Source organism: Lysinibacillus sp. (genome assembly GCF_032093475.1).
Classification (GTDB): domain Bacteria; phylum Bacillota; class Bacilli; order Bacillales_A; family Planococcaceae; genus Lysinibacillus; species Lysinibacillus irui.
Map to the genome: position 1 here is coordinate 19,692 of NZ_DAMDAY010000023.1, position 22,126 is coordinate 41,817.

General features: G+C 35.2%; 19 protein-coding genes. 4 read left to right on the forward strand and 15 right to left on the reverse strand.

The features are described from left to right. Positions 1-210 precede the first annotated feature (210 nt). Both rocF and RT445_RS07450 read right to left on the reverse strand, forming a co-directional pair. Positions 211-1,116 (reverse strand): arginase, encoded by a 906-nt coding sequence (gene rocF, locus RT445_RS07445; protein WP_274796280.1) that lies wholly within the window; start codon positions 1,114-1,116, stop codon positions 211-213. Positions 1,117-1,532: 416 nt separating this feature from the next. Further along, a complete protein-coding gene (locus RT445_RS07450; RefSeq protein ID WP_274796279.1) occupies positions 1,533-2,120 on the reverse strand; it encodes a TetR/AcrR family transcriptional regulator in 588 nt (195 codons plus the stop codon). Positions 2,121-2,245: 125 nt separating this feature from the next. On the opposite strand from RT445_RS07450, the gene RT445_RS07455 reads away from it, so the two are divergent. Continuing rightward, positions 2,246-3,238, forward strand: coding sequence for an NADPH:quinone oxidoreductase family protein (locus RT445_RS07455; protein WP_274796278.1), 993 nt, complete (start codon positions 2,246-2,248; stop codon positions 3,236-3,238). 265 nt (positions 3,239-3,503) lie between these two features. Further along, positions 3,504-4,631: an acyltransferase gene (locus tag RT445_RS07460; protein ID WP_313470308.1), complete on the forward strand. Its 1,128-nt coding sequence runs from the start codon at positions 3,504-3,506 to the stop codon at positions 4,629-4,631. Between the two features lie 137 nt (positions 4,632-4,768). Here the strand turns inward: RT445_RS07460 and RT445_RS07465 are convergent, their stop codons facing one another. The 3 genes from RT445_RS07465 to RT445_RS07475 form a co-directional block, all read right to left on the reverse strand. Further along, on the reverse strand, positions 4,769-7,249 hold the full coding sequence (locus RT445_RS07465; RefSeq protein ID WP_274796276.1) for an S-layer homology domain-containing protein: 2,481 nt from the start codon (positions 7,247-7,249) through the stop codon (positions 4,769-4,771). 522 nt (positions 7,250-7,771) lie between these two features. After that, complete coding sequence (locus RT445_RS07470; protein WP_313470312.1) at positions 7,772-9,043, reverse strand: DUF5068 domain-containing protein; 1,272 nt, start codon at positions 9,041-9,043, stop codon at positions 7,772-7,774. Between the two features lie 495 nt (positions 9,044-9,538). Beyond that, positions 9,539-9,991, reverse strand: a complete 453-nt coding sequence (locus tag RT445_RS07475; RefSeq protein WP_313470315.1) for a CBO0543 family protein — start codon at positions 9,989-9,991, stop codon at positions 9,539-9,541. 257 nt (positions 9,992-10,248) lie between these two features. Here RT445_RS07475 and RT445_RS07480 point away from each other — a divergent pair, with 257 nt between their 5' ends. Further along, entirely contained in the window at positions 10,249-10,863 is a 615-nt protein-coding gene (locus RT445_RS07480; protein ID WP_312505729.1) for a flavin reductase family protein, read from the forward strand. Positions 10,864-10,919: 56 nt separating this feature from the next. Here the strand turns inward: RT445_RS07480 and RT445_RS07485 are convergent, their stop codons facing one another. From RT445_RS07485 to RT445_RS07510, 6 genes are all read right to left on the reverse strand, one after another. Then, entirely contained in the window at positions 10,920-11,819 is a 900-nt protein-coding gene (locus tag RT445_RS07485; protein ID WP_313470318.1) for an NAD(P)/FAD-dependent oxidoreductase, read from the reverse strand. A gap of 72 nt (positions 11,820-11,891) precedes the next feature. After that, positions 11,892-12,299 carry an Rrf2 family transcriptional regulator gene (locus tag RT445_RS07490; RefSeq protein WP_312505733.1) on the reverse strand — a complete coding sequence of 136 codons (408 nt, stop codon included), beginning with the start codon at positions 12,297-12,299 and terminating at the stop codon, positions 11,892-11,894. A gap of 288 nt (positions 12,300-12,587) precedes the next feature. Then, positions 12,588-13,331 carry an SDR family NAD(P)-dependent oxidoreductase gene (locus RT445_RS07495; protein ID WP_274796269.1) on the reverse strand — a complete coding sequence of 248 codons (744 nt, stop codon included), beginning with the start codon at positions 13,329-13,331 and terminating at the stop codon, positions 12,588-12,590. Between the two features lie 449 nt (positions 13,332-13,780). Beyond that, positions 13,781-14,830 carry a Cfr family 23S rRNA (adenine(2503)-C(8))-methyltransferase gene (locus RT445_RS07500; RefSeq protein WP_312505736.1) on the reverse strand — a complete coding sequence of 350 codons (1,050 nt, stop codon included), beginning with the start codon at positions 14,828-14,830 and terminating at the stop codon, positions 13,781-13,783. A 157-nt stretch (positions 14,831-14,987) separates the two neighbouring features. Further along, positions 14,988-15,149 (reverse strand): hypothetical protein, encoded by a 162-nt coding sequence (locus tag RT445_RS07505; RefSeq protein WP_274796267.1) that lies wholly within the window; start codon positions 15,147-15,149, stop codon positions 14,988-14,990. Positions 15,150-15,333: 184 nt separating this feature from the next. Further along, positions 15,334-15,918 (reverse strand): TetR/AcrR family transcriptional regulator, encoded by a 585-nt coding sequence (locus RT445_RS07510; RefSeq protein WP_274796266.1) that lies wholly within the window; start codon positions 15,916-15,918, stop codon positions 15,334-15,336. Between the two features lie 242 nt (positions 15,919-16,160). Between RT445_RS07510 and RT445_RS07515 the strand changes: the two genes are divergently transcribed. Further along, positions 16,161-17,354: an MFS transporter gene (locus tag RT445_RS07515; protein ID WP_274796265.1), complete on the forward strand. Its 1,194-nt coding sequence runs from the start codon at positions 16,161-16,163 to the stop codon at positions 17,352-17,354. A gap of 206 nt (positions 17,355-17,560) precedes the next feature. On the opposite strand, the gene RT445_RS07520 is transcribed toward RT445_RS07515, so the two are convergent. The 4 genes from RT445_RS07520 to RT445_RS07535 form a co-directional block, all read right to left on the reverse strand. Then, the gene (locus RT445_RS07520) at positions 17,561-18,190 is read right to left on the reverse strand and encodes a response regulator transcription factor (RefSeq protein WP_274796264.1); all 630 of its coding nucleotides are present in this window, start codon (positions 18,188-18,190) and stop codon (positions 17,561-17,563) included. Further along, on the reverse strand, positions 18,156-20,408 hold the full coding sequence (locus RT445_RS07525; protein WP_313470326.1) for a sensor histidine kinase: 2,253 nt from the start codon (positions 20,406-20,408) through the stop codon (positions 18,156-18,158). The genes RT445_RS07520 and RT445_RS07525 overlap by 35 nt, the downstream gene beginning before the upstream one ends. Positions 20,409-20,492: 84 nt before the next feature. Beyond that, positions 20,493-21,302, reverse strand: a complete 810-nt coding sequence (locus RT445_RS07530) for a CPBP family intramembrane glutamic endopeptidase (RefSeq protein WP_274796262.1) — start codon at positions 21,300-21,302, stop codon at positions 20,493-20,495. Positions 21,303-21,745: 443 nt separating this feature from the next. Then, a partial coding sequence (locus RT445_RS07535) for a GNAT family N-acetyltransferase (protein ID WP_313470329.1) occupies positions 21,746-22,126 on the reverse strand: 381 nt, incomplete at its 5' end.

Here is a 22,126-nt window from a genome sequence, read left to right on the forward strand (position 1 = left end):
AGAAAGATAACTAATAGAAATTTTAATAATTAATAGGATATTAATTTAGTATATTTTACGAACTGTCAATTTTCTGACAAAATAAATACCATTGAATAGCTAGAGCATTCGCCGTTTCTATTGTAAACTTAATTTAGGGAGAGCTACTTTCTTACATTTGGTTGTGGTGACTATTAATCTAAGAAAAGTTCTTCCTCTTTAAGATTTTGTTTAGAGTAGTGTATCTCCGAATAAAGAGCTGATTAAAGCTACAGCAGCGACTGCCGTTTTATTATATTGATCTAATACAGGATTTGTCTCAACAAACTCTGCAGAAGTAATAATATTTGCCTCTGATAGCATTTCCATAGCTAAATGGCTTTCACGGTAACTAATTCCACCCGCAACTGGCGTCCCTACTCCTGGTGCATCGTTTGGATCAAGCCCATCTAAATCTAATGAAAGGTGGACACCGTCTGTACGTTCCTTTAAATATTCAATCGTCTCTGAAATTACTGTTGTCATACCTAAACGATCAATTTCGTGCATCGTATATACTTTAATACCAATTTCCTTAATTAGCTTTTTCTCACCTGGATCTAAATCACGGGCACCAATAATGACAACATTTTCAGGTTTAACTTTTGGTGCATAACCCCCGATATTTGTCAGTGCAGGATGACCAAGTCCTAAACTTACAGCTAAAGACATCCCGTGAATATTTCCTGAAGGAGATGTTTCACCAGTGTTGAGATCTCCATGGGCATCGTACCAAATGACACCTAAATTCTCATAATGCTTTGAAACACCTGCTAATGTTCCAATAGCAATACTGTGATCTCCACCTAAAACTAAAGGAAAACGATTTAAAGAAATTTCGCGATCTACTTTTTGACCTAGCTTTTCATTACTATCTGCTACAGTTTTTAAATTTTTTAAGTTTGTCTTTTCTTCGGCTTCTTTATCTTCATTTACTATTTCAATATTTAAATCCCCTTCGTCATAAATCGAATAACCAAGGCCTTCAAGTCGATCTGTTAATCCAGCATATCTAATAGCACTTGGTCCCATGTCTACCCCTCTTCTAGTTTGGCCAAAATCCATGGGTACCCCAATAATTGTCACTTCTTTGTTCATGATGTTTTCTCCTCTCCGATAATTACTTTCACAGTATAAAGAAAATGGGATTTTGACTCAACTCGACATTATTTTAAATTTTTATACAGTTTAAATTATTAAAAACATAGATATTTTCTTGTATAAATGAATGTATAAAAACGGTTTCAGTGAATAAGGATACTTTTTTTACCAAATTAATGCGTTTTTTTGTTAGAAATTTCAAAATAAAAAATTAAAACTGTTCTATTTTTATAGATTTTTAAGAAAATTAGCTCAGTAATTTAAGGGTTAAGTACTATATACTAGAAAAATATTGAAACTATATCCAATTTTGTATACTGAGTGGGAAAGCACCGATTAACAAATTATCGTTTTGAGACAGAAAAAAAGCCTTACAATATAGTTAGTAAGGCTTTAAAAGTTACTTTCATTTTCTACTTCAATAATTTTAAAATACTATTAAAACATATATCTTTATAAAACGTATGTTGTTCTTCTATATCACATGTCAACCATTGAATTAATGATCCATCAATTATCGCCCTTATCACTTTAGCATATGTTAATGGATCGATGTCTTCCCTAAATACACCCTCACCTTTTCCTAGTTCAATGATTTCTTGGCCAATTCCCCAGCAATTTTCATAAAATTTCAAGTTAATTCTTTTATAGTCTTCATTACCGTTTGCCTGGGCCAAAAAATCTAAATATACTCTGTAAAATTTTTTATTATCTTGGGGCGACACAAAAACAGCGTTTACATAGGCTTGAAGCTTTTCAATCGCGGAATGGTACTTGCCTATTTCTTGTATTTCAAAGCGATAAATTTTGCTTGTAGTGGATTCTAGTAATTCTAATAAAATGTTTTGTTTGCTTGTAAAGTAGTAGTGTACTACCCCTTTAGAAACATTAGCATGGTTTGCTATGTCCTGTAGTGTGACTTTATCATAGCCTAAATTTGAAACAGCATGAAAGGCTGCATTCATAATCTGTTTTTTTCGTTCTTCCTCTTTCTTTTTCATACGAGCCTCCGATGACGTAATAAAAGCCATTATACAGGATTAATAGATAAAATCCAATTTTATATTGACCGGTCAGAATAATTTTGATACTGTTTAATGGAATTTAATTGTAGGAGGACGTTACAATGACAGTAGAAAATTTTCAGGCATTAGTAGTCAATAAAGACCACGATTTTACAGTGAAAGTGAACAATTTAACTTTTGAAGATTTACCCCAAGGTGAGGTATTAATTAAAGTTAGTTATTCCGGTATTAATTATAAAGATAGTCTTGCTTCCATCCCTGATGGTAAAATCGTTACTTCCTATCCATTTGTACCTGGTATTGATTTAGCAGGAGTTGTTGTTTCCTCTGAAGATCCTCGCTTTAACGAAGGCGATGAAGTCATTGCTACTAGCTATGAAATAGGTGTATCTCATTTTGGAGGCTTCAGTGAGTATGCCCGTATCCCAGCAAAATGGATAGTGCCCCTTCCAAAAGGCCTTTCCCTTAAAGAGGCAATGGTGATTGGTACTGCAGGATTTACAGCCGCATTGTCTATCCAAAAATTAGAGGACAATGCTATTCATCCTGAAAAAGGAAAAATCCTAGTAACGGGTGCAACAGGCGGTGTAGGAAGCTTCGCTGTTGCTATTCTTTCTACGTTAGGCTATCAGGTGGAAGCAAGTACAGGAAAAGAAGATGAACATGATTATTTGCATAAACTTGGAGCTACCACTATCGTGAATCGTGAAGAAGTTTTTGATGGAAAGATTAGAGCATTAGGCAAACAAAAATGGGCTGCTGCTGTCGATTCTGTTGGAGGAGAGCCACTAGCTTCATTATTAAGCCAAATTCAATATGGAGGAGCCGTTGCAAGTAGCGGTTTAACAGCAGGTACACAGCTTCCGACAAGCGTATTCCCCTTCATTTTAAGAGGGGTAAATTTACTTGGAATTGATTCTGTTTATTGCCCAATGGACATTCGATTAAAGATTTGGGATCGTTTAGCAACTGATTTTAAACCTGCTAATATTGCTAATTTCATTCAGCGAGAGGTAACGTTGCAACAACTACCTGATGTTTTACCAGTTTTACTGAAAGGGCAAGCGAGAGGGAGATTCCTGGTTACAATGTAATTAGGTATATGAACTGCTCTCCATTCCATTTCCAAACATTATAGTTTTATGACACGGAAGTTACTGCGCATAAAGAGCGTGGTAACTTTTTTTATTGCTGACATCTGCCTGACATAATAGCTCCCTATAGTTAGTCATAGATGCCCATCTATTTCAAATACTAATGATTAAGATTGTCTAATTTAGCACTTATTCGCATAACAATAGAGTATGTATGTAGCAATATGGGAAGTCAACACTATAATCAATATTTGGAGATGATCGTATGAAGCGAGCACATATTAATGAATTAAATATCACAAGAGCATTAGCCATTCTAGCTGTACTTCTCATTCATTCAACCAGTACACCTGTTACAGTTTTATCAAGTGATTCGAAACTTTATCCACTTTATGTATTTTTTAATATTTTCCCGAAATTCGCTGTGCCAGTTTTTATTTTCTTAAGTGGCTTTGTTTTATTTTACAATTATATACAAAAAGATTTAACAAAAGAGCTTATCGTTCGTTTTTATCAGAAGAGAGTAACACAAATACTCATTCCTTACCTCTTTTTTTCTATTTTCTACTATGCAGCTTCGCAATTTTTTGTGTCACGTGATTTAGTAGTAACATGGAATGCTCTATTTAGTGTGGAATTTCTTAAGAAGCTTTTGATTGGGAAAGCGTACACACATTTATACTATATTTTTATTATTGTGCAGTTCTATCTCATGTTCCCACTCTTCCTGTATATGTTAAAGAAAAAACCAGCCCTATCTCCTCATTTAATTTGGATTGGCTTTGCCCTTCAATGGGTCTTTATTCTATTAAATGCTGAGTTTTGGCAGTATCCCTATAGAGGCAGTATCTCTTTCTCGTATATTCTTTATTTCTTAGCCGGTGCATTTTTAGGCATCTATTTTGAACAATATAAAAAATGGCTCCATTTAAAGAAAGAAAATTTCCCAATACCAACCCTTTTTATATGGGCAATCTGGCTTTTTTCTACTATATATAATGTTTATTTATATTACTTTGTCTTTTCGTCTCAAACCTATTTAACGAACAGCATCATCTTTGAACTAGTTTTTCAGCTACAATCTTTGACTGCTTGTATTGTCTTATTACAAATATCCTTCTGGATCTATGATAAATGGAACCAAGGCTTTGTAAATGTCTTAATTAATCTAGGAACAGTTTCATTTGGTGTCTATCTCTTGCATCCACTTTTCCTTTTCCTTTATAGACAAATCAATTTAAGTGGCAATAGTATTATCTTTCATTTATGGAGTATTGGGGGCTTTATCTTTGCCCTATTTATCCCATGGATTCTTGTGCTATTGATAGGCAGATTTTTTAACTATCATTGGATTGCGTTTGGACCAATTCCGAAGAAGTTTCCTTACAAATAATTTATTAAATATACGGTCATTCACATGAATAATTGAAAGCTATCGTTTGAATTAACCCCCTATATTATAGAAGAAACTAATAATAATACCCCTGTAGAATTATTCTCTACAGGGGTTTCAAAATTTGAACGGTTTAATTATTTAGCAATAGATCCGTCTTTCACTTTGTTGTTATTAGCGTCAACTAAGTTTGTTGATTTGAATTCAACTACAATGCTGTCTGTTAATGTATAGTCAGCTTTAGTTGTTACAGTAAGTTTACCACCTTCTACTTTAGCAGAAGCAAGTTCTACAGTTGAACCAGCAATTTTAACTGTTACTCCTGTTGGTGCAGCTTGGTCAGCAATATTTTCAGAGAAGTCTACTGTAAATGTTTTGCTATCTACTGCAGTTACTTTAGTAGCAACAGGTACAACATTTTCTTTAAGTGCTACTAGAGTTGTCACTTTTCCACCTTTAAGAGTATTACCTTTTGTATCTACTACATTGATAGCTTCAAGTACATAATTACCATTAGCAGTGATAGAACCTTCAGGTAAAGTGAATCTTACTTTTTTAGTACCATCTACAAACTGAAGTTGAGTACCAGCAGGAAGTTCTTTTCCTCCAAGTGTGTAGTTAGCAGCATTTGTTGCTGTTGCAGTTACATCTGCAGCATATTCAACAGTGAATACATTGTTATCTGTTACAACAACTGGTGTAGCTCCAAATACTAATGAATCTGTAGGTGTTTCAGGTGTAGCTTCAAACACGCCTGTTGTTACATTGAAAGTAACTGTATCTGCAGTCACGTTGCCAGCTAAATCTGTCACTGCTTTTGCAGATAATTCAAATGTATAAGATGAATTGCTATCTAAATCAATGTCAACTTTTACAGTGTTTTTCTCTGCACCCTCAATTTTACCGTTACCATCTACATCGAAACCAGCGTCTGCTTTTACTGCTGTTTCTTTTCCAGTAGTGTAAGCAATACCGTTTTGCGTTTTAACTGTTAAAGTGCCATCTACTTTTACTGGCTCACTAAATGTAAGGTATAGTGCATCAACATCTGTAGTAGCATTTACATCATCAGCTACTAACATTTTAGTAGAAGCAGATACAAGTGAAGCAGGTGTTAAATCTTTTGATAGAATAGCATTAAACTCAAATGCATCTCCAGCATTACCAGCTAAATCTTTTTGTCCCTCTACTTTAATGTTTGTATTAATGAATGTAGCTGTACCTAATGCAGATTTTGCATCAATCGTGAATACAGTTTTATCCTCTGTATCTTTAATATCAGCATCTGTTAAATAGAAAACAGTTGATCCAACAGTTACTTTTGCATACCCTTTAATAGTTGTCTCTTTATCAACAACAAAATCATGTTTCTTTAATTCTTCTGAGAAATCAAACGTAATTTCTGTACCGTTTACTGCTGTAGAAACAGTTGGTTTTGAATTATCAGCGTCTGCTTTTAGAACTGTGAAATTCACAGCAATTGGATTTGCAATATTATTCGCGAAGTCAGTTGCACCTACGATATCTACTTTATAAGCTTGCTCAGCAGTTAAACCTTTGATAGTTAAAGTTTTACCAGATAAAGTATAACGATCTTTAGAAAGTTCAGCACCATTTAAGCTTACTGTTCCTTCACTTTGTACAGGCTCATCGAAAGTGATTACTGCTGTAGTGCCTTTTGCTTCTACAGAGTTAACGTTAACAGGTGTTGTGTCTGCAAATGTGATTAATTTGTTAAACTCTTCAGTTAAAACTTTAGTATCTGCTTTTGTTTGGATTGGTTTAACAGTTACTTTACCATTTGTTAATTTTAATTCTTTATTAGTTGTTAAAATAACAGACATGCCATCTTCAGATACTTCTGCTTTTGTGATCGCTACACCTTCAATCGCATATTTACCTGTCACAGCAGCATCTTTTGCATCAACAGCTGTGTTGAATTTTACTTCAAGCTCTTTTGCATTAAGTCCTTGTACAGAAGCTACAGCTGGAGTTACCTCTTTTACTGTTGCATCAATTGTACGTTTTACCATTGTAGCGAATTCTTCACGGCTAATTTTATCTTGTGGAGCTAATAATGAACCTTTACCGTTGATTACGCCGTTTTCTACAGCTGTTTCTAAGTAAGATACAGCCCATTTAGAAGCTTTAGAAGCATCCGCGAATTGGCTTAAATCCGCTTTACCTGTTAATTGGTATCCTTCTACGATTACTTTCGCAGCTTGTTCTCTTGTTAATTGAGCTTTCGGTTCAAATTTACCATTGCCCATACCGTCAAATAATTCAGGTGAAGTTGCAAGTACTGCATTATAGAACCAGTCATTTTCATCTACATCAGAAAAATCTTCAGTTCCTGTTGCTTTTAAGTCTAATGCTTTTGATAAGATTTCAGCAGCTTCTGCACGAGTTAGAGTACCAGCTGGGTTGAAGTTCCCCTTTTCATCGCCTTGGATGAAGCCTTTGTCAGTTAAAAATTGAACTGCTTCTTTAGCCCAAGATGAAATGCTATCTGCATCGTTAAATTCAGCAGCTGATGCTACTGGCACGATTGCTGATGCTACTAATGCTGCAGTAGCAGTAGTTACGAAAAATTTACGACCTTTGTTTTGTTTTGTCATAGTATATTCCTCCAGAATTTTAATAAATTATATTATTCTGTGAAAACAATATTATCGCTCTATTTAGTTTTTAAAATATGTATAATTTGTTCTCGCAAATAATAATTACAACCAATTATATGTAAAGCAATCTTCCTAAGTTTCCAAGATTAAATATCCCAATCCAACTGTAATTTGCTTTACAAGACAATATTATAACTACATTACCAATAAATAAATGCTAAAAATAAGGTAATATTAATACTGTATTGGTTATGTAGGTAATTTCTTCATTAAAAAATTCCAAAATACAGGAGTGTTTGATTACTTGATGACAAAAGTTAGATAATATTTACATGTTTAAGAGATTTCATGTAGAAAAAGTATTTACGTTCAATACTTTCTTAATATAACAACAAACTGTCTACTATATGTTTGATAGGGTCCTAATTGTATTAATTAAAGGTTCTATTTTTTTCAACGATCTTTTAAACAAAAAAAGGCTTAAGCCCTGTAATGGACTCATGCCTTCCTCTTTGTTTTTTATTTTGGTAGAATAAACGTTGCTTTTTTCCCTTTAGAAATATCCTCTGCTCCTTGGTTACGAATTGGACCTAATTCAATTTCAAAGGCTTTATCTTTCCAAATCTTTTCATACTGCTCTTGATCTAGCACATAGATTTGTAATAGTTCACCCGTTTCACCAGCTTTAATGACATCTTTATAGCCATAATTTAATAGCATTCCTTCATCCAATAAATATTGAGTGCCATCATTCACTGTTAATTTTGAGGACAAAGACGATAAACCAATTTCACTTGTCGTTTTATTGTCTAATTTAAATTTAACTGTTAATAATGTTACGCCATTTGTGAAATTAGAAAAACGTGGTGCTTCCACTTCATTTGGGGTAAATGCAGTAAATTGATACCCTTCTAACACTGCATTGACATCACCAATTGGTTTGCTGTCGTTGATATTACTTTTTTCCTTCAGCATTTTCTTTTCACCCATGTTGTCCATCGTTGCTTTATCTTGATAGAACGCAGCGTTACTAGAAACCTTCTCAGAACCTTGTGCATTAATTGCTAAATTAAATCGGCCTTCTGAACCAATAGACGTATCATATTTATCTTTCTCTGTAATTGGTAGTGGAACCATTACTGTAACTGAACCTAACTCATTGATTTTCGCTAAATGACTTTCTCCGAATGGATATGCAATGTAGCCAGTTACCTCTTCACCAGCTTTCAGCTCATAACCTGTTTGATAGTTTAATTTTGTAGGCAATTGCTGATCCTCTGGAATTAAATCCTTATAATTAGTATAGTATTTAGGTGCTCCTGTATAAGTAATATCTAAGCTTGGCATATAGTAGACATCTTTATCCATGTCATTTTTCACTGTATATTTTGCTAAAATAACCCCACCATTTGTTTCATCGTTAAATGGAATAGCAAAATCAGTGTGGAAGTCCTTTAATTCAACTAACGAGTAGCTATCAAGAGAAATTGAAACATCCTCCATTTTATGGACTTGTGGCTCTTTATTTTCATAAAGAACTTTTGCTGTCCCTTGTGTTTCCTCTTCCATATAAGAGATTAAAGAAGTAATATCTGCTGATTCCTTAGTTGGTTCTTCTTCTTTCTTATCTTCCTCATTTTTATCTGAATGTTCTTTTTCCTGTCCTTGTTCCTCTTGCGTATTTTTCGCATCATTGTCTTTCTTCGCTTCTTCCTCACTTTTTCCACATCCACTAAGAATAACAGCGATAGCGAAAGTAAGTGACAGTAATAATAATAAGTTCTTTTTCATTTCTTCCTCCATAATTTCAATAATCAGAAACTTCAAACTCAATTTTAAAATAGTTTCACAATAAACCATTTTGAGCTGATACCCATTTTAATCCACATTTTGTAATGAAACAACATTTTTTGGTAAAAATTATACTATCGCAACAAAGGCATACCAATAATTAACACTTTAGTAATCCGATATCATTTAATGTAATACAAATTATTACATTTTCTTTTTCGTGTAGCATTTTCATAGGTAGGTAAATAGTTCTTATCCTATTTATAACAACGGTTTTGTACTTGGATATGTAAAAAAGTTATAATATACCCAGGTCATAAGTCTCAAAAATAGAAAACACGAGATTCTTATTCCTTACACAGAAAACCGACCAATCAATTACTACATATGAAAAAGCCAGGTAACTCACTTCATTCTATGAGCTCCCTGGCTTTATCCTATAAATAGATGACCATTCTCTAAATAAAAACAAACAGGTTAACAATAGGTTCAATTTTATTCAAACATAGATAATTTTGTTAAGTATCTGTAATAACAATATACGACAAGATAGGGCAACAGATAGGAGAATAATGTATACACTATATTCCATCCATTTTCATAAATGATCCACCCGAAAAGAACAAAAATTTGTTCTAAACATGTTGTAATTACGGTCATTATTACAACAACCATATAAGTCCTTTTAAACTTTCTTATAAGAAAAACTAAGTAACAAGCTAATACAGGGTAAATCCCCAACTCTGAAGGCAATGAAGCAAGATTTTTTTGCTCTGGAAAAGGGGCTACCTCCCAAAAACCAAAATTGTAAGCCATGGTATTTATAAAATAAGCTAGGACACTAGAAAAAGGGGCGACTAATACGATTAATAAACTATCTTTTTTAAATAAATGCATGGAAGCAATAAGCCATGGAAGAACAAATGCAATTAGAAAATTGAAGAACATTTGACTAACGTCCTTTTAGTACTATTATTAACATAAATTTTTTTAACTACTCTTCAGAATACAGATTTATTATTTTAGCAGTCATTTTTTCTAGCAACCCTGCCCCACCAGTGTAGCTGGATTTATTAATTTCATCATATTCTTAAGATTCTTTAAAGAATATAGTTATTTATGTAATCGACACTTCGATGCAAATGGAAATATTTCTATTTTACAATGAGTTAGCAAATAAAAACAGATTGTAGGGGGACCTAAAGATGCAAATAACGAATCCAAACACAAAAATGATTAACCCAAAAATTTTATATTATGGATTTCCAGTAATTTTACTGACTACGTTGAATGAGGATGGAACAGTAAATATTAGTCCATTATCCTCGTCATGGGCATTAGGAGATTGTATTGTCTTAGGTATAGGGCTTGGTGGAAAAGCAATCGAAAATTTAGAACGACATCCCGAATGTGTTATTAATATTCCTGATCCCTCTCTATGGGAGAATGTAGAACAGTTAGCCCCATATACAGGAAAAAATATAGTGCCAGATTTTAAGAAACAGATTGGCTTTACTTATAGAAAAGATAAGTTTGCAATTAGTGGATTAACACCTATTGAGTCTACAACAGTCATTCCTACTCGTATTATGGAGTGCCCCATACAAATTGAGGCAAAGGTAAAACATATACGCATTCCTAATTATTCTCCGGATTTTGCAATCGTTGAAACTCAAACGATACATGTACATGCACATACGGACATTATTATAAAAGATCATCATATCGACCCCAATAAATGGAGTCCTCTTATTTATAATTTCCGACATTATTTTGGTCTGGGTAACGAGCTAGGTAACAACTTTCGATCAGAAATGTAAACCTCTTTTATAACAAAAGCTGATGAGTTTGTATTTTCAACTCATCAGCTTTTAATTTAAAATCTCAATAATGTTAGATCTAAGTTTATGCTTGTAGCAGCTTTAAAGCCATCAGCCGCGGCAATCATCAAGGAAGAGGGTCCTGCTTTTTCAGTTTCACCTGCAACATATACTCCACTCACTGTTGTTCTTCCTGCATTGTCTGTTATAATTCCTCCGTTTTCATCAACTTGACAGTTTAACTGTATAGCCAAATTATTTGGACGATAAAAACTTGGAACTACGAAACCACCACTTCTTACAATGTTTTCACCTGTTTCCAATTCAATACTGTATAAATTACCTTCGTCTCCATGTAAATTTTTTATAATAGCCGTATATACCATTATCTTTTTACGTTGAAATTCATTTTGTATGATATCGGAAAGTTGATGACCATTTGTAAATACAATTAAGTCCTGTGACCAATTATACAGCAACTTGGTCATATGATTAATGTGTGCTTCGCTTTCTGCTATTATAGCTAATGGCTTATCTTTTAGCTCCCAACCATCACAATATGGACAGCTGAATAAACTCTTACCATAATATTGTCTGATTTGTGGTATGGGAAACTCCTCTTGTATACCAGTAGCTAATAATATTTTTTCAGTCAGATATGAAATATTATTTGATGTATTCACTACAAATTGTTGATCATCTTTTTTTATCTCAATAACTGTCTGATCTGAAATTGAAATAGATGGATAAGACTGCAATTCTGTAATAGCAATTTCTTTAAATTCATGAGGTTTTATTCCATCTCTTGTTACATATCCATGGGACTCCTGTGTTACACGATTTCGATTTGTTCCATTATCAAATAAAAGTATTTTCCTTCGTGCTCTACCCAAAGTTAAAGCGGCACTTAAACCAGCTGGCCCACCGCCTATAATAATACAATCGTATTGATACATCTGCTTTCCTCCATTTTCATAAAATATATTAAAGACCTTTAATATCTACAATTAGGGTGAAAAACATCACCATTACATAGGTGATGCCTCCTTCATTTTTTTAGCTAGATCGACAATTAGTGTGTGATCCAATTCATCCAACAGCTTTTCCTCAGCTGATTCAATCGCCTTTTGAATTAAACAATCAGGATTATGATTCAAACAATAATCAAAAATAGGGGTCAAACCTTCAACGGCCTTTATAACATCGAGTAATGAAAGTTTTTCCCATCCCCTTTTTAATTTATAGCCTCCATTTGCACCTGAGACAGATTCAATCATTCCTGACTTTACTAACTTTGTTAGTATTTTAGATAGATAGGTCGTTGAAACTTCTTGTCGTTCAGCTAATTTTGCCACCCCAATATGCTCATTGGGTGGATTAATAGCTAAAAATAGCATTGTGTGGAGAGCATAATTAGTTGCTTTTGTTAGCTTCATCTTATCACCACCATATTAAGGACTTAATATATCCATAATATCTATTTAATTTTTACCCGTCAATTTTTTTGTATCGATGCTAGTTTTATTTTAGTGTACAAAAAAGACTCGAAAAACAATTAGGAATTTTCCCCAAACCTTTATTAGAATCGATGTTTTCTATAATATTTCTTTTAGCAATGAGTCTATTAAATCATAAGTGAAAATAAAAAACTGCATCTCCAATTGTTAGTTAATAGCTAACAAGTAGGATGCAGTTCATGATAAATGTGTATTTAATTATAAAGATTAAACAGCTGTGTAACCACCATCAATTGGTAAAGTTACGCCTGAAATAAATGATGAATCATCACTAGCTAGGAATAATACTGTTTTGGCTACTTCTACAGGTTTACCTAAACGTCCCATTGGGTGAAGACCTACCAAGCTATCAATGACATTTTGTGATAATGTGTTCATAAGCGGTGTTTCAATATAGCCTGGAGCTATAGCATTTGCACGTATTCCTTCTTTACTATATCTAGCAGCTACTTGTTGAGTTAGCATTTTAATGCCACCTTTTGAAGCTGAATATGGGGCAAGACCATCACGTGCAACTAGACTATGAATAGAACCAGTATTAATTATAACTCCACCAGTACCTTGTTTTTGGAATTGTTCAATTGCATATTTATCTGAAAGAAAGACACTTGTTAAATTAATATCAATTACTTTTTGCCAAGATGCTAAATCTAGATCGTGTACATCAGCCTCAATGTTAATGCCAGCATTTGCAAACATAACATCTAATTTCCCAAACTTTTCAACCGTTGTAGAAACTAAATTTTTAATTTCGTCTTCTTTTGATACATCAGTCTTTACAAAGATTGTATCGTAGCCTTTTGAATTCAATTCATCAGAGTATGCTTGTCCCTTATCTGCAACATCGGCGATAGCTACTTTCGCTCCTTCTTTTGCAAATTCAAGTGCTGTAGCTTCTCCAAGACCACTTGCCCCTCCTGTTACAATGACAACTTTATCTTGAAATCTCATAGTAAGTTCCTCCTACGTAATGTTCTAAAATATATCCCAGATTTGATTCAGGTTACGTTTCAATCGCACCTGATGAACCTGACACGCTAACGCAAGTGCTGTTACACGGCCAATATCAAAATGAACTTACAACCCTAAAAAATTTGATATTGCCTCCTATTGCTTTTTATTTCTGCTTGCATAAGTAGTATATCTTCTAGGAAAAAACGTATTCAATACTTTAGAAGGAATGAGCTTATTCCTTTACAGTTATATAAGAAGGAGTTTAGCGCAATGAACCTATATAACATATCCCCCCAAGTTCACCTTGTTTTTTTATTGGTCATCCAATTTGGATTACATCGTATCTTTTATAATCCACTTTTTTTCTACTGTAACATTCCTATTTTCTTCTTGATCATTAGCTTTTATGGCACTTCCCAAGTTCTGACCATTACCTTCACCTTTATTTATTCGGTAATTGTTTTTTGATAGTTTCCATATAATTGCCCGCAAGCCGCATCTATATCTATGCCAAATTGACTTCTTATCGTAACGTTAATTCCTGCTGACTTTAATTCTTTATAGAAGTTTTCAACACGATTTTCACCTACTTCTTCAAATCTCATAGGTGAACTAAAAGTTGGGTTATATCTGATGATGTTTACATGGTACAAGTTCCCTTTCTTATATCTACTTTTTAAAAGATTTACTATTTCTTTTGCATGTTCAATAGAATCATTCACTCCAGCTAACAAAACATACGCAATATAAACCTTTCTTGAGGTCACCCGTATATGCTCATCTAAAGTGTCCATTACATCCAATAAAGGGAATTGATCATTAATTGGCATTAACTTGCTTCGCTGGTCATTGAATGGAGAATGTAATGAAAAAGTCAAATTAACCTGCGGATAATTTTGAGTCAACTTTTTAATGCTTGGAATAATGCCTATAGTCGAAATTGATAATCTGCGAGGACTTAAAGCAAATAACCTCGGATTTGTAAGAACATTTAAAGCATCAAAAATTTGTACATTAGCTAATGCTTCCCCCATTCCCATAAAAGAAATACTATCAATTGAATGTCCTTTCAAGTGAAAATACAAAATTTGGTCTGTAATTTCATCTGATGTGAGGTTGCGTTTTAATCCTATATCTCCAGTAGCACAAAATTTACAACCAAAATTACAGCCACACTGAGAGGATATGCAAAATGACTCCCAACCAGCTTTGTATTTCATATTTACTGTCTCTATTTTTTCATCCCCTACAATTTCAAATAGAACTTTTGTCACTTGTTCAGAATGTTGTACTTTTAACGCTTCAATATTTAAAATCGATTCTCCAAACTCCTTTATTAACATTTCTCTTAGGGATTTAGGAAGAACCGTTATGTCAGTGAAATTATTTATCCGACCTTGGAATATAGCATTTGTAATTTGGTTCATTCTAAAATTAGGGAAATTATTCTGATTTAAGAACTCTTGAATTCTTGCATACTTGTTTTTTTGTTGCATATTTTCTCACCCTTCAATTTAACTCTTTTTTGCTTGAGTAAAATTTGAGGGAGTTATCATCTAACCTTTTTTATAAAATTAAGCACAAAAAAACACCGACACAATTATCGGTGTTACTACGCTTAAAAAATCTTACACAAATAATCAAGGACATTATTTATGTCATTGAATTAAAGTTTATTTGCTGTAGAGAAAAAGCTCCGATAACTGATTTTGTTTGGTTATTTGGCTTAAAAAAGGACAGACCACTCCCTTTATACGCCAAACGATTTCCAAGTTTTGCATTTTTACCGAACAAAATTCTAAAAACTGTTATCATTGCTTTCACCTCTTTTCTGTAAATAATAGTAATAGATACCATAGCATGAAGTTTCCCTTATGTAAAGATAAATGTTTGTTTTACAGAGGTATCACTCATTATTATAATCACACTAAGGTTTTGCACTATATATGTGCCCCCGGCTATTTTAAGGTTTGAAAATAAGATTCCAGTAAACCTATTTTTACTGCTTGATAGTACGAATTCCCTCAAAAGCGTTTACTATTAATTGTTGTACATAGGATTCATCTAATGGTTCGCCGGTCACAAGTAATCGATAGAAAATTGGACCATAAATTAAATCAATACATATATCAATGTCGATATTTTTTTTCAATTCACCACGTTCTACCCCTTTTTCTAAAAGACTGCCTGCTTCAAGTCGGCGAGGGCGAAAATATCGATCACGATAGGCATCTGCCAATCCGGAATCAAATTGTCCTTCTCCTAATAATTGCTTAATTATTGTCCCCTCTCGACTCGTCAAAAACTTCGTTAAATTTGTGGCGTGAATAAGTATATCATCGTATGCCGAACCAGTGTCAGGCACAGGCAATCTTTCTGAGGCAGCATAAAGAAAACCATCCATTATTACAGCAGCCTTGTTTGGCCACCATTTATAAATAGTTGCTTTGCTAACTTGGGCACATTCTGCAATTTTATCAACAGTTACAGCCTGAAACCCGTTTTCTAATAATAAATCATACGATGCTGATAGGATTGAGTTTTGTGCTTCTAAATTACGTGGTCTCCCTCTTTTACCATCCATTATAAGTATCACCTTTCTTCCGGAATTTAAAAACTATAAGTTCAGTATATCAATTATATAGAAAAACAGAAAGTTGGAATTGCCTATTTACAAAACTGTACGTTCAGTATATTATGTTGTTAATCATTTTATATACTATACGTTTAGTATTTATAATTGAACAAAACTTAAGGGAGGAAACAACATGGCGTTGTAATTATTAGTGTTTAAACAATAAATTTTCACATAAGGAGTTGTTCAGTATGCCTAATATAACTAAACAAACATTTGAAAAAAACATCCCTTCTTGGTTAACTTTCCTGTTGGCAACAGCATGCGGTATCATTGTTGCTAATCTGTATTATGCACAGCCCTTAGTCGGAGTAATTAGCTCATCAATCGGGTTGTCAGCAAACAGTTCTGGCTTTATCGTTACGTTAACACAAATCGGTTACGTAGTCGGTTTGTTATTTATCGTGCCTTTAGGAGATATTTTAGAAAATCGGAAGTTAGTTGTCTCATCTTTACTTATCACGGCAGTTGCTCTCATCATTACAGCACTGTCTAAACAAACTTGGTTGTTCCTAGCCGCTTCATTTGTCATTGGTTTAGGCTCGGTAGCTACCCAAGTACTCGTCCCCTTTGCTTCTTATCTTGCATCCGATTCTTCACGCGGGCGAGTTGTTGGCAATGTGATGAGCGGTTTGTTACTTGGAATTATGCTATCACGTCCTTTATCGAGCTTAGTCGCTGATTTTTTTGGCTGGCATGCCATATTTATTTTATCTGCTATAGCTATTATTATTTTAGCTATCGTACTTGCGAAGGTGTTACCTACAAGAAAGCCTTCAACTGACACTCACTATTTAGCTCTGCTCTATTCTATGTGGCATTTGCTAAGAACAACCCCAATATTACGCCGTCGGGCTGCATATCATGCATGTGTATTTGCATCTTTTAGTTTATTTTGGACTACAGTTCCTCAACTGTTAACTAGCTCTATGTTTCATTTTTCTCAGAAAGAAGTTGCATTATTCGCGCTAGTTGGAGTTGCAGGTGCAGTAGCTGCACCCATAGCCGGACGAATTGCAGATCGTGGCTTTACTAGACTTGCAACAGGAATAGCACTCCTTACAGTTGTTATTTCTCTTTTATTGCCACTTATCATCCAAACAAGTTCACCCATCGGAATAGCTGTTCTCGTAGTTTCATCGTTATTGTTGGATGCTGGAGTATCCGCAAATCTTGTGCTCGGACAACGCGAGATTTTCTCGTTGAGTTCCGAAATTCGTAGTCGGCTGAATGGGTTATTCATGGCTATTTTCTTTTTTGGCGGTGCAATTGGATCTGCAATAGGGGGGTGGGCATATGCCGAGGGAGGATGGAGTACAGCATTATGGGTTGGAATAACATTTCCAATTATATCCTTACTTTATTTTACTACAGAGAAGAAGTAATTCTATAATTTTTTCTTTAGAGAAACGGAGTTGGAGATTTCTTCTTAATCCAAATCCGTTTCTTCAATTATTAATCTAACTATGTGCTTTATTACAAATTTATATTAATGTTGCCATGGGCCGTTTGGCACTCATACTCATTCCTACTTCACTATTCACTATCTAATGTAAAAAGTATCGCTATAGCAGCAATTAACACTTTAATGCTAGCTTCTGTCGTATAAGCGTTCTAGCAATCCCATTTCATAGCCTTTTGCTACCGCCCCGACCCTTGTCTTCACCTCAAGCTTTTGGTTAATTGCCGCCATATGATATTCTACCGTCCGCTGACTCATAGCTAGCTCCCTAGCAATTTCTTTATTTGTCTTCTGAAGCGCTATTTGCTTTAGTACAGCCTTTTCTGTTGGTGTTAATTGATCAGCTCTCGGTAATGTAGTGATATTTTCCGGTACGAGCCGCAGACCAAGCATACTCTGCCGAATGGCATTTATTATTTGTGGATAGGTCGCCTGCTTCGATAAATAAGCATGTATTCCTATCTCATAAGCTTTTTGCACATATTCATCGTAGACATAACCCGACAGCACGATCATTTTGATTGCCATATCGTAAGTCCGCTTTATTTCTACTGCCAAGTCAAATCCCGTCATACCTGGCATTGAAATGTCAATTACGGCGACGTCCGGCTTCAATGTACCGATACGTTTAATCACCTCAAGCGGGTCACTGAATGTCTCTACGACCTGCATATCCTGCTCACGCTCTAGTCGATTTTTCAATCCCTCCATGACAAGTGGATGATCATCGAGTAACAGAACTTTGATTGGTTGATCCATAATTTGCTTCACCTCCCAGTTTTGGCAGTCTAATAAAGACAATAGTACCTCGTTCAGCTTCCGATTCAATCTCGATACCTCCTCCAAATTGAGCTACTTGACTACTGATTGTGACAAGCCCAAATCCTTTAGAGTCAGTACTGTCTTTAGCTTGTACTGGATCGAATCCGATGCCATCATCACTTACCTTTCCACAGAACGCGTCATCATTTTCCCATAGCTGAATTTCCAACTTTTGTGCCTTCGCGTGCTTAACCGTATTATTTGCAAGCTCCCTAACAATTCGAAATAGTGTCATTTTGTATAATGGAGGCAACGTAGCTGGCAATTTGTTGTCCAACTTAATTGCAGGGCCTCCGTTCTCTTTAACTGTGCGTGCGAGCCAGAGCAGTGCTGCATCTAATCCCGCCTGGTCAATGATGTGAGGATATAAATCATCGCATAGCTTTCGGATGTCACGTTGCGTATCGTACAAACATTTTAACCAAACGGCGGTTAACTGCCTGTCACTTCGCTCGGTATCGTGTAACTCTTCCAAATCGCGAGCAAGAAAAATTAGATTCTGCAACACATGATCATGCAAGTAATATGACAACCGAATTCGCTCTGCCTGCTGGGCTTCTAGCAATCTGTATTCTGAGGTTTCCTTTGGTAATTCACTTCTCGCTCCTCTTAGTTCATCGAGTAAAGCAGCACCCATCAGGAGACTAACGGTTTCTTGCCTTACTTTGTTGATTAAGCTTAGTTCTTCAGGCGTAAAAGAAGTATTATTTTTTTTTGAACCAAGTCCCAAATAGCCTATGACCTTTCCATCAGGCTGTACAAGATTCATCACTTGTGCAAAAACAGTTAGTGAAGGTTGGCTAAAATTGGTATGCGTCTCGGTAAATTGGCCTGTTCCATAGATAATAGCTTCACTTCCCCGATTCCAGACGAAGCAAAGCCCTTCAATATCTGTCACGCTATGGACGAGCTCGGCAAGCATTCGTAATAGATCACGGCTATTACGATGCTCAGCAAGCCTAATCGACATCTCTAACCTTTGTTGATCCAATAGATTTTCCCGTTTCTTCCGCTGTCGTTTGAAACTATCAAGTCCAAGTCGGTGTAGCAATGTGAGAATAATAAACGCACCACACAATATAAGTGTTAATAGAGATGCACTAGAACGTATAAGCGCTGCTATCAGGATAGTTGCAATCCCCAAAAATAATCCATTAATAACTAAACTAGGGAGATAAAAACGGATATCTAGCAGCTTTTGTCTGGTCCACAACGTTAGGATGGAAGCTGGGAAAACAATAAGACCGGCCAATGTCATATCCGGCAACACTATGTATTCCCCCCATAGTAGATCAGGGAGCGCATATAAAAACAGGTAAGGTAACAGGCCAAATGTCAATGCAGCAACAAATGTAAGAAGCTGATTTTTTTCAGCGCGATCCATCGTACGCCAATATATGATAGTAATGACGAATAGGGCAAGTAATGTACCAATCAGTGCTGCATGAAGAGCACTCCTGGTCCATCCTGGGATGACCCCTAGCGAGAAAACTAGTAAAGCATATACAGCGAACATTGCTGCCAATACCTGATAGACAGCCATTACTAAACCAATCCACCTTGGGACCGTGCGAAATACGAAGGCAACGAAGAAAGCAAATAGCAGGTAAGGCAACCAACTAACAACGACAGGCAATATTAGTCCAGTAAGCACAGTCTCTGTTGAATAGACCGAGAGCAGCGTCGCCGCCATAAATACATTTAATGCATAAAAACGACGCACCATATAGGACTCAGGCTTGTTCCTATAGGCAGCCAGTCCGATAACGAGCAGCGCCAATTCCACGCATGCTGCATACAAACTTTTATAAACTTCTGACATTGCTAATTCACTACGCAATTCGAAGCGACCCAAGCCCTCGCGCTCGAACTGAAGTACCCCCAATTTCTTCAGATAAGCACGATTACCTAATTTCATTATTTCTGGCTTTTGACCATCAACCGTCAAAAGTCTGTCACCGATATGGATGTCCCATTCTCTAACCTTACCGGCTGGATCGATGGATGCAACGACCCAGGTGTTTCCGTCTTCAAGGAACATTAAACCAGTATATGGATTCTTTAAAGTAATGGCATGAATATAACCTGCAACAAGTAAAAATAACAAGGCTGAACTGTATACAGCTAAATTATATTTACGGGCTATTTTTTGCAAATCCACTCACCTCTCTTTAAGTATATTACTCTAATAAATCACTTAGTCGAGCATAAAAGTAAAGGTGAATGACATGCTAAGAGCTTATCGAACTCCCACTAAATACATGTTAATCATCCCCCATAAAAAATTGACAAATAAATGCAGCAGGATAGCGCCATAAATATTTTTGCGCAACTTCACTAAGATTTCTTCAGGAATCATTATGGCTAACGGAACGTACGCCCAGTTAATTGGCACTTGCCACATGTGATAGAGTTGAAAAATGATGGCAATCCATAGCCAATCAAACTTGAGAAGTCCCACTTTACGTAGCAAATAACCCCTAAAATAAATTTCCTCACCGATAAAATTTCCAATTAGGCCAATTAGCAATAACGGTAACGGAAAAGCTGGATCATAGTATCCTTGATAAAAAACATGCCATTCCCCCATATGGAAAGCAGGGAATCCATTCAGCCATTCAAAAAATGGTGGATAGACATATTTTACATAAGGTAACGATAAAAGCGTGAATAGAATCGTCAAAATCGGAAAGACGAATACCAGCCCTTTCAGATCAAGTCTGGTGAAGCCTAAGTATACGAGTGATTCCTTGAATGAAAGTCTGTCCTTGTATCGTAGCATTAGGAAAGGAACGAGCATATGCCAGCCGGCACTCATTAGGACAAGCACATATAACTGCACATAATGAGCTGATAAGTCGGTCCATGCCATTATCATTTCTCGAAGCGGATAGATGAAAACATATGCTATCAGACCGGGTAACAAACCAATAAACAAGTAAAAAGCAATTTCTTTTTTTGTTTTGGCTTCATATTTACGGACGAAACGGATATAGTTCGGATCAGACAAGTTGAAAAAATCTACAAGTTTACGGTAAACCTCAGACATGACAAAACCCCTCCTGTTATTCTCAAAATGAACTTTAATTTCTTAAAGTACTCATTGAGCATAGCGGAATTTGGTGTCTACAGAATCCGTATTTTCCGTCAAAATTAAGTTTACTTACGCATTCTTTTTGCGTGTTCACGCAAAGAAATAATATTGCGTTTTTTGTTACTTCACGTCAATATTCATTTAATTAATAAAAGATTCAGCCAATATACGGTAAATAAACAATTGACTTATAAATATCACAAGAAAATGTTGAAGTAAAAGTTATCCCTATAAATTGAAAACCCAAACAATTTACAGAACATTAAATTAATGTTTTGTAAATAGTTCGGGCTTTTTGGCTAAAATCTAATTAGGATGGTTCACTCCCTGCAAAATTAACTTCGAAAAATGAAAGAAACTAAAAATAATATTTTATTTTTTACCTACATGCTTCAGCTTCATGAAGAAAAGCTAAATTTAGCCAGCATTTCACCCCATGGAGCAATTCCTACTTCTTCAAATCCTACACTCGCATATAATCTTCTTCCCTGTTCGTTTTCCGGTTGATACCCAAGCCATACTACGTCAGTACAATCATTTCTGCCTTCTATATCTTGAATAATTAATTTCATTGCGGTCTTACCATATCCATGTCCTTGGAAACGTTCATCAATCATAAATCTATAAATCCAGTAGTTCCCATCGTCTGAATCTATTCCATACATTGCAAAACCTATTAACTTTTCATTGCAGTAGATTGATTTAATTTTTAAATGAGGAAATATTTTACTTTCCGCAATTGAATACAAATTTGATGCTACATAACTTTGCTGTTCCTG

What these genes read in the sequence shown, in the direction of transcription:
- RT445_RS07515 (WP_274796265.1), top strand. Translation starts at nt 16,161, where the DNA reads ATGCCTAATATAACTAAACAAACATTTGAAAAAAACATCCCTTCTTGG.
- RT445_RS07470 (WP_313470312.1), bottom strand. Translation starts at nt 9,043, where the DNA reads ATGAAAAAGAACTTATTATTATTACTGTCACTTACTTTCGCTATCGCT.
- RT445_RS07530 (WP_274796262.1), bottom strand. Translation starts at nt 21,302, where the DNA reads ATGTCTGAGGTTTACCGTAAACTTGTAGATTTTTTCAACTTGTCTGAT.
- RT445_RS07460 (WP_313470308.1), top strand. Translation starts at nt 3,504, where the DNA reads ATGAAGCGAGCACATATTAATGAATTAAATATCACAAGAGCATTAGCC.
- RT445_RS07485 (WP_313470318.1), bottom strand. Translation starts at nt 11,819, where the DNA reads ATGTATCAATACGATTGTATTATTATAGGCGGTGGGCCAGCTGGTTTA.
- RT445_RS07495 (WP_274796269.1), bottom strand. Translation starts at nt 13,331, where the DNA reads ATGAGATTTCAAGATAAAGTTGTCATTGTAACAGGAGGGGCAAGTGGT.
- RT445_RS07505 (WP_274796267.1), bottom strand. Translation starts at nt 15,149, where the DNA reads ATGATAACAGTTTTTAGAATTTTGTTCGGTAAAAATGCAAAACTTGGA.
- RT445_RS07500 (WP_312505736.1), bottom strand. Translation starts at nt 14,830, where the DNA reads ATGCAACAAAAAAACAAGTATGCAAGAATTCAAGAGTTCTTAAATCAG.
- RT445_RS07450 (WP_274796279.1), bottom strand. Translation starts at nt 2,120, where the DNA reads ATGAAAAAGAAAGAGGAAGAACGAAAAAAACAGATTATGAATGCAGCC.
- RT445_RS07475 (WP_313470315.1), bottom strand. Translation starts at nt 9,991, where the DNA reads ATGTTCTTCAATTTTCTAATTGCATTTGTTCTTCCATGGCTTATTGCT.
- RT445_RS07520 (WP_274796264.1), bottom strand. Translation starts at nt 18,190, where the DNA reads ATGGATCAACCAATCAAAGTTCTGTTACTCGATGATCATCCACTTGTC.
- RT445_RS07490 (WP_312505733.1), bottom strand. Translation starts at nt 12,299, where the DNA reads ATGAAGCTAACAAAAGCAACTAATTATGCTCTCCACACAATGCTATTT.
- RT445_RS07455 (WP_274796278.1), top strand. Translation starts at nt 2,246, where the DNA reads ATGACAGTAGAAAATTTTCAGGCATTAGTAGTCAATAAAGACCACGAT.
- RT445_RS07480 (WP_312505729.1), top strand. Translation starts at nt 10,249, where the DNA reads ATGCAAATAACGAATCCAAACACAAAAATGATTAACCCAAAAATTTTA.
- RT445_RS07510 (WP_274796266.1), bottom strand. Translation starts at nt 15,918, where the DNA reads ATGGATGGTAAAAGAGGGAGACCACGTAATTTAGAAGCACAAAACTCA.
- rocF (WP_274796280.1), bottom strand. Translation starts at nt 1,116, where the DNA reads ATGAACAAAGAAGTGACAATTATTGGGGTACCCATGGATTTTGGCCAA.
- RT445_RS07465 (WP_274796276.1), bottom strand. Translation starts at nt 7,249, where the DNA reads ATGACAAAACAAAACAAAGGTCGTAAATTTTTCGTAACTACTGCTACT.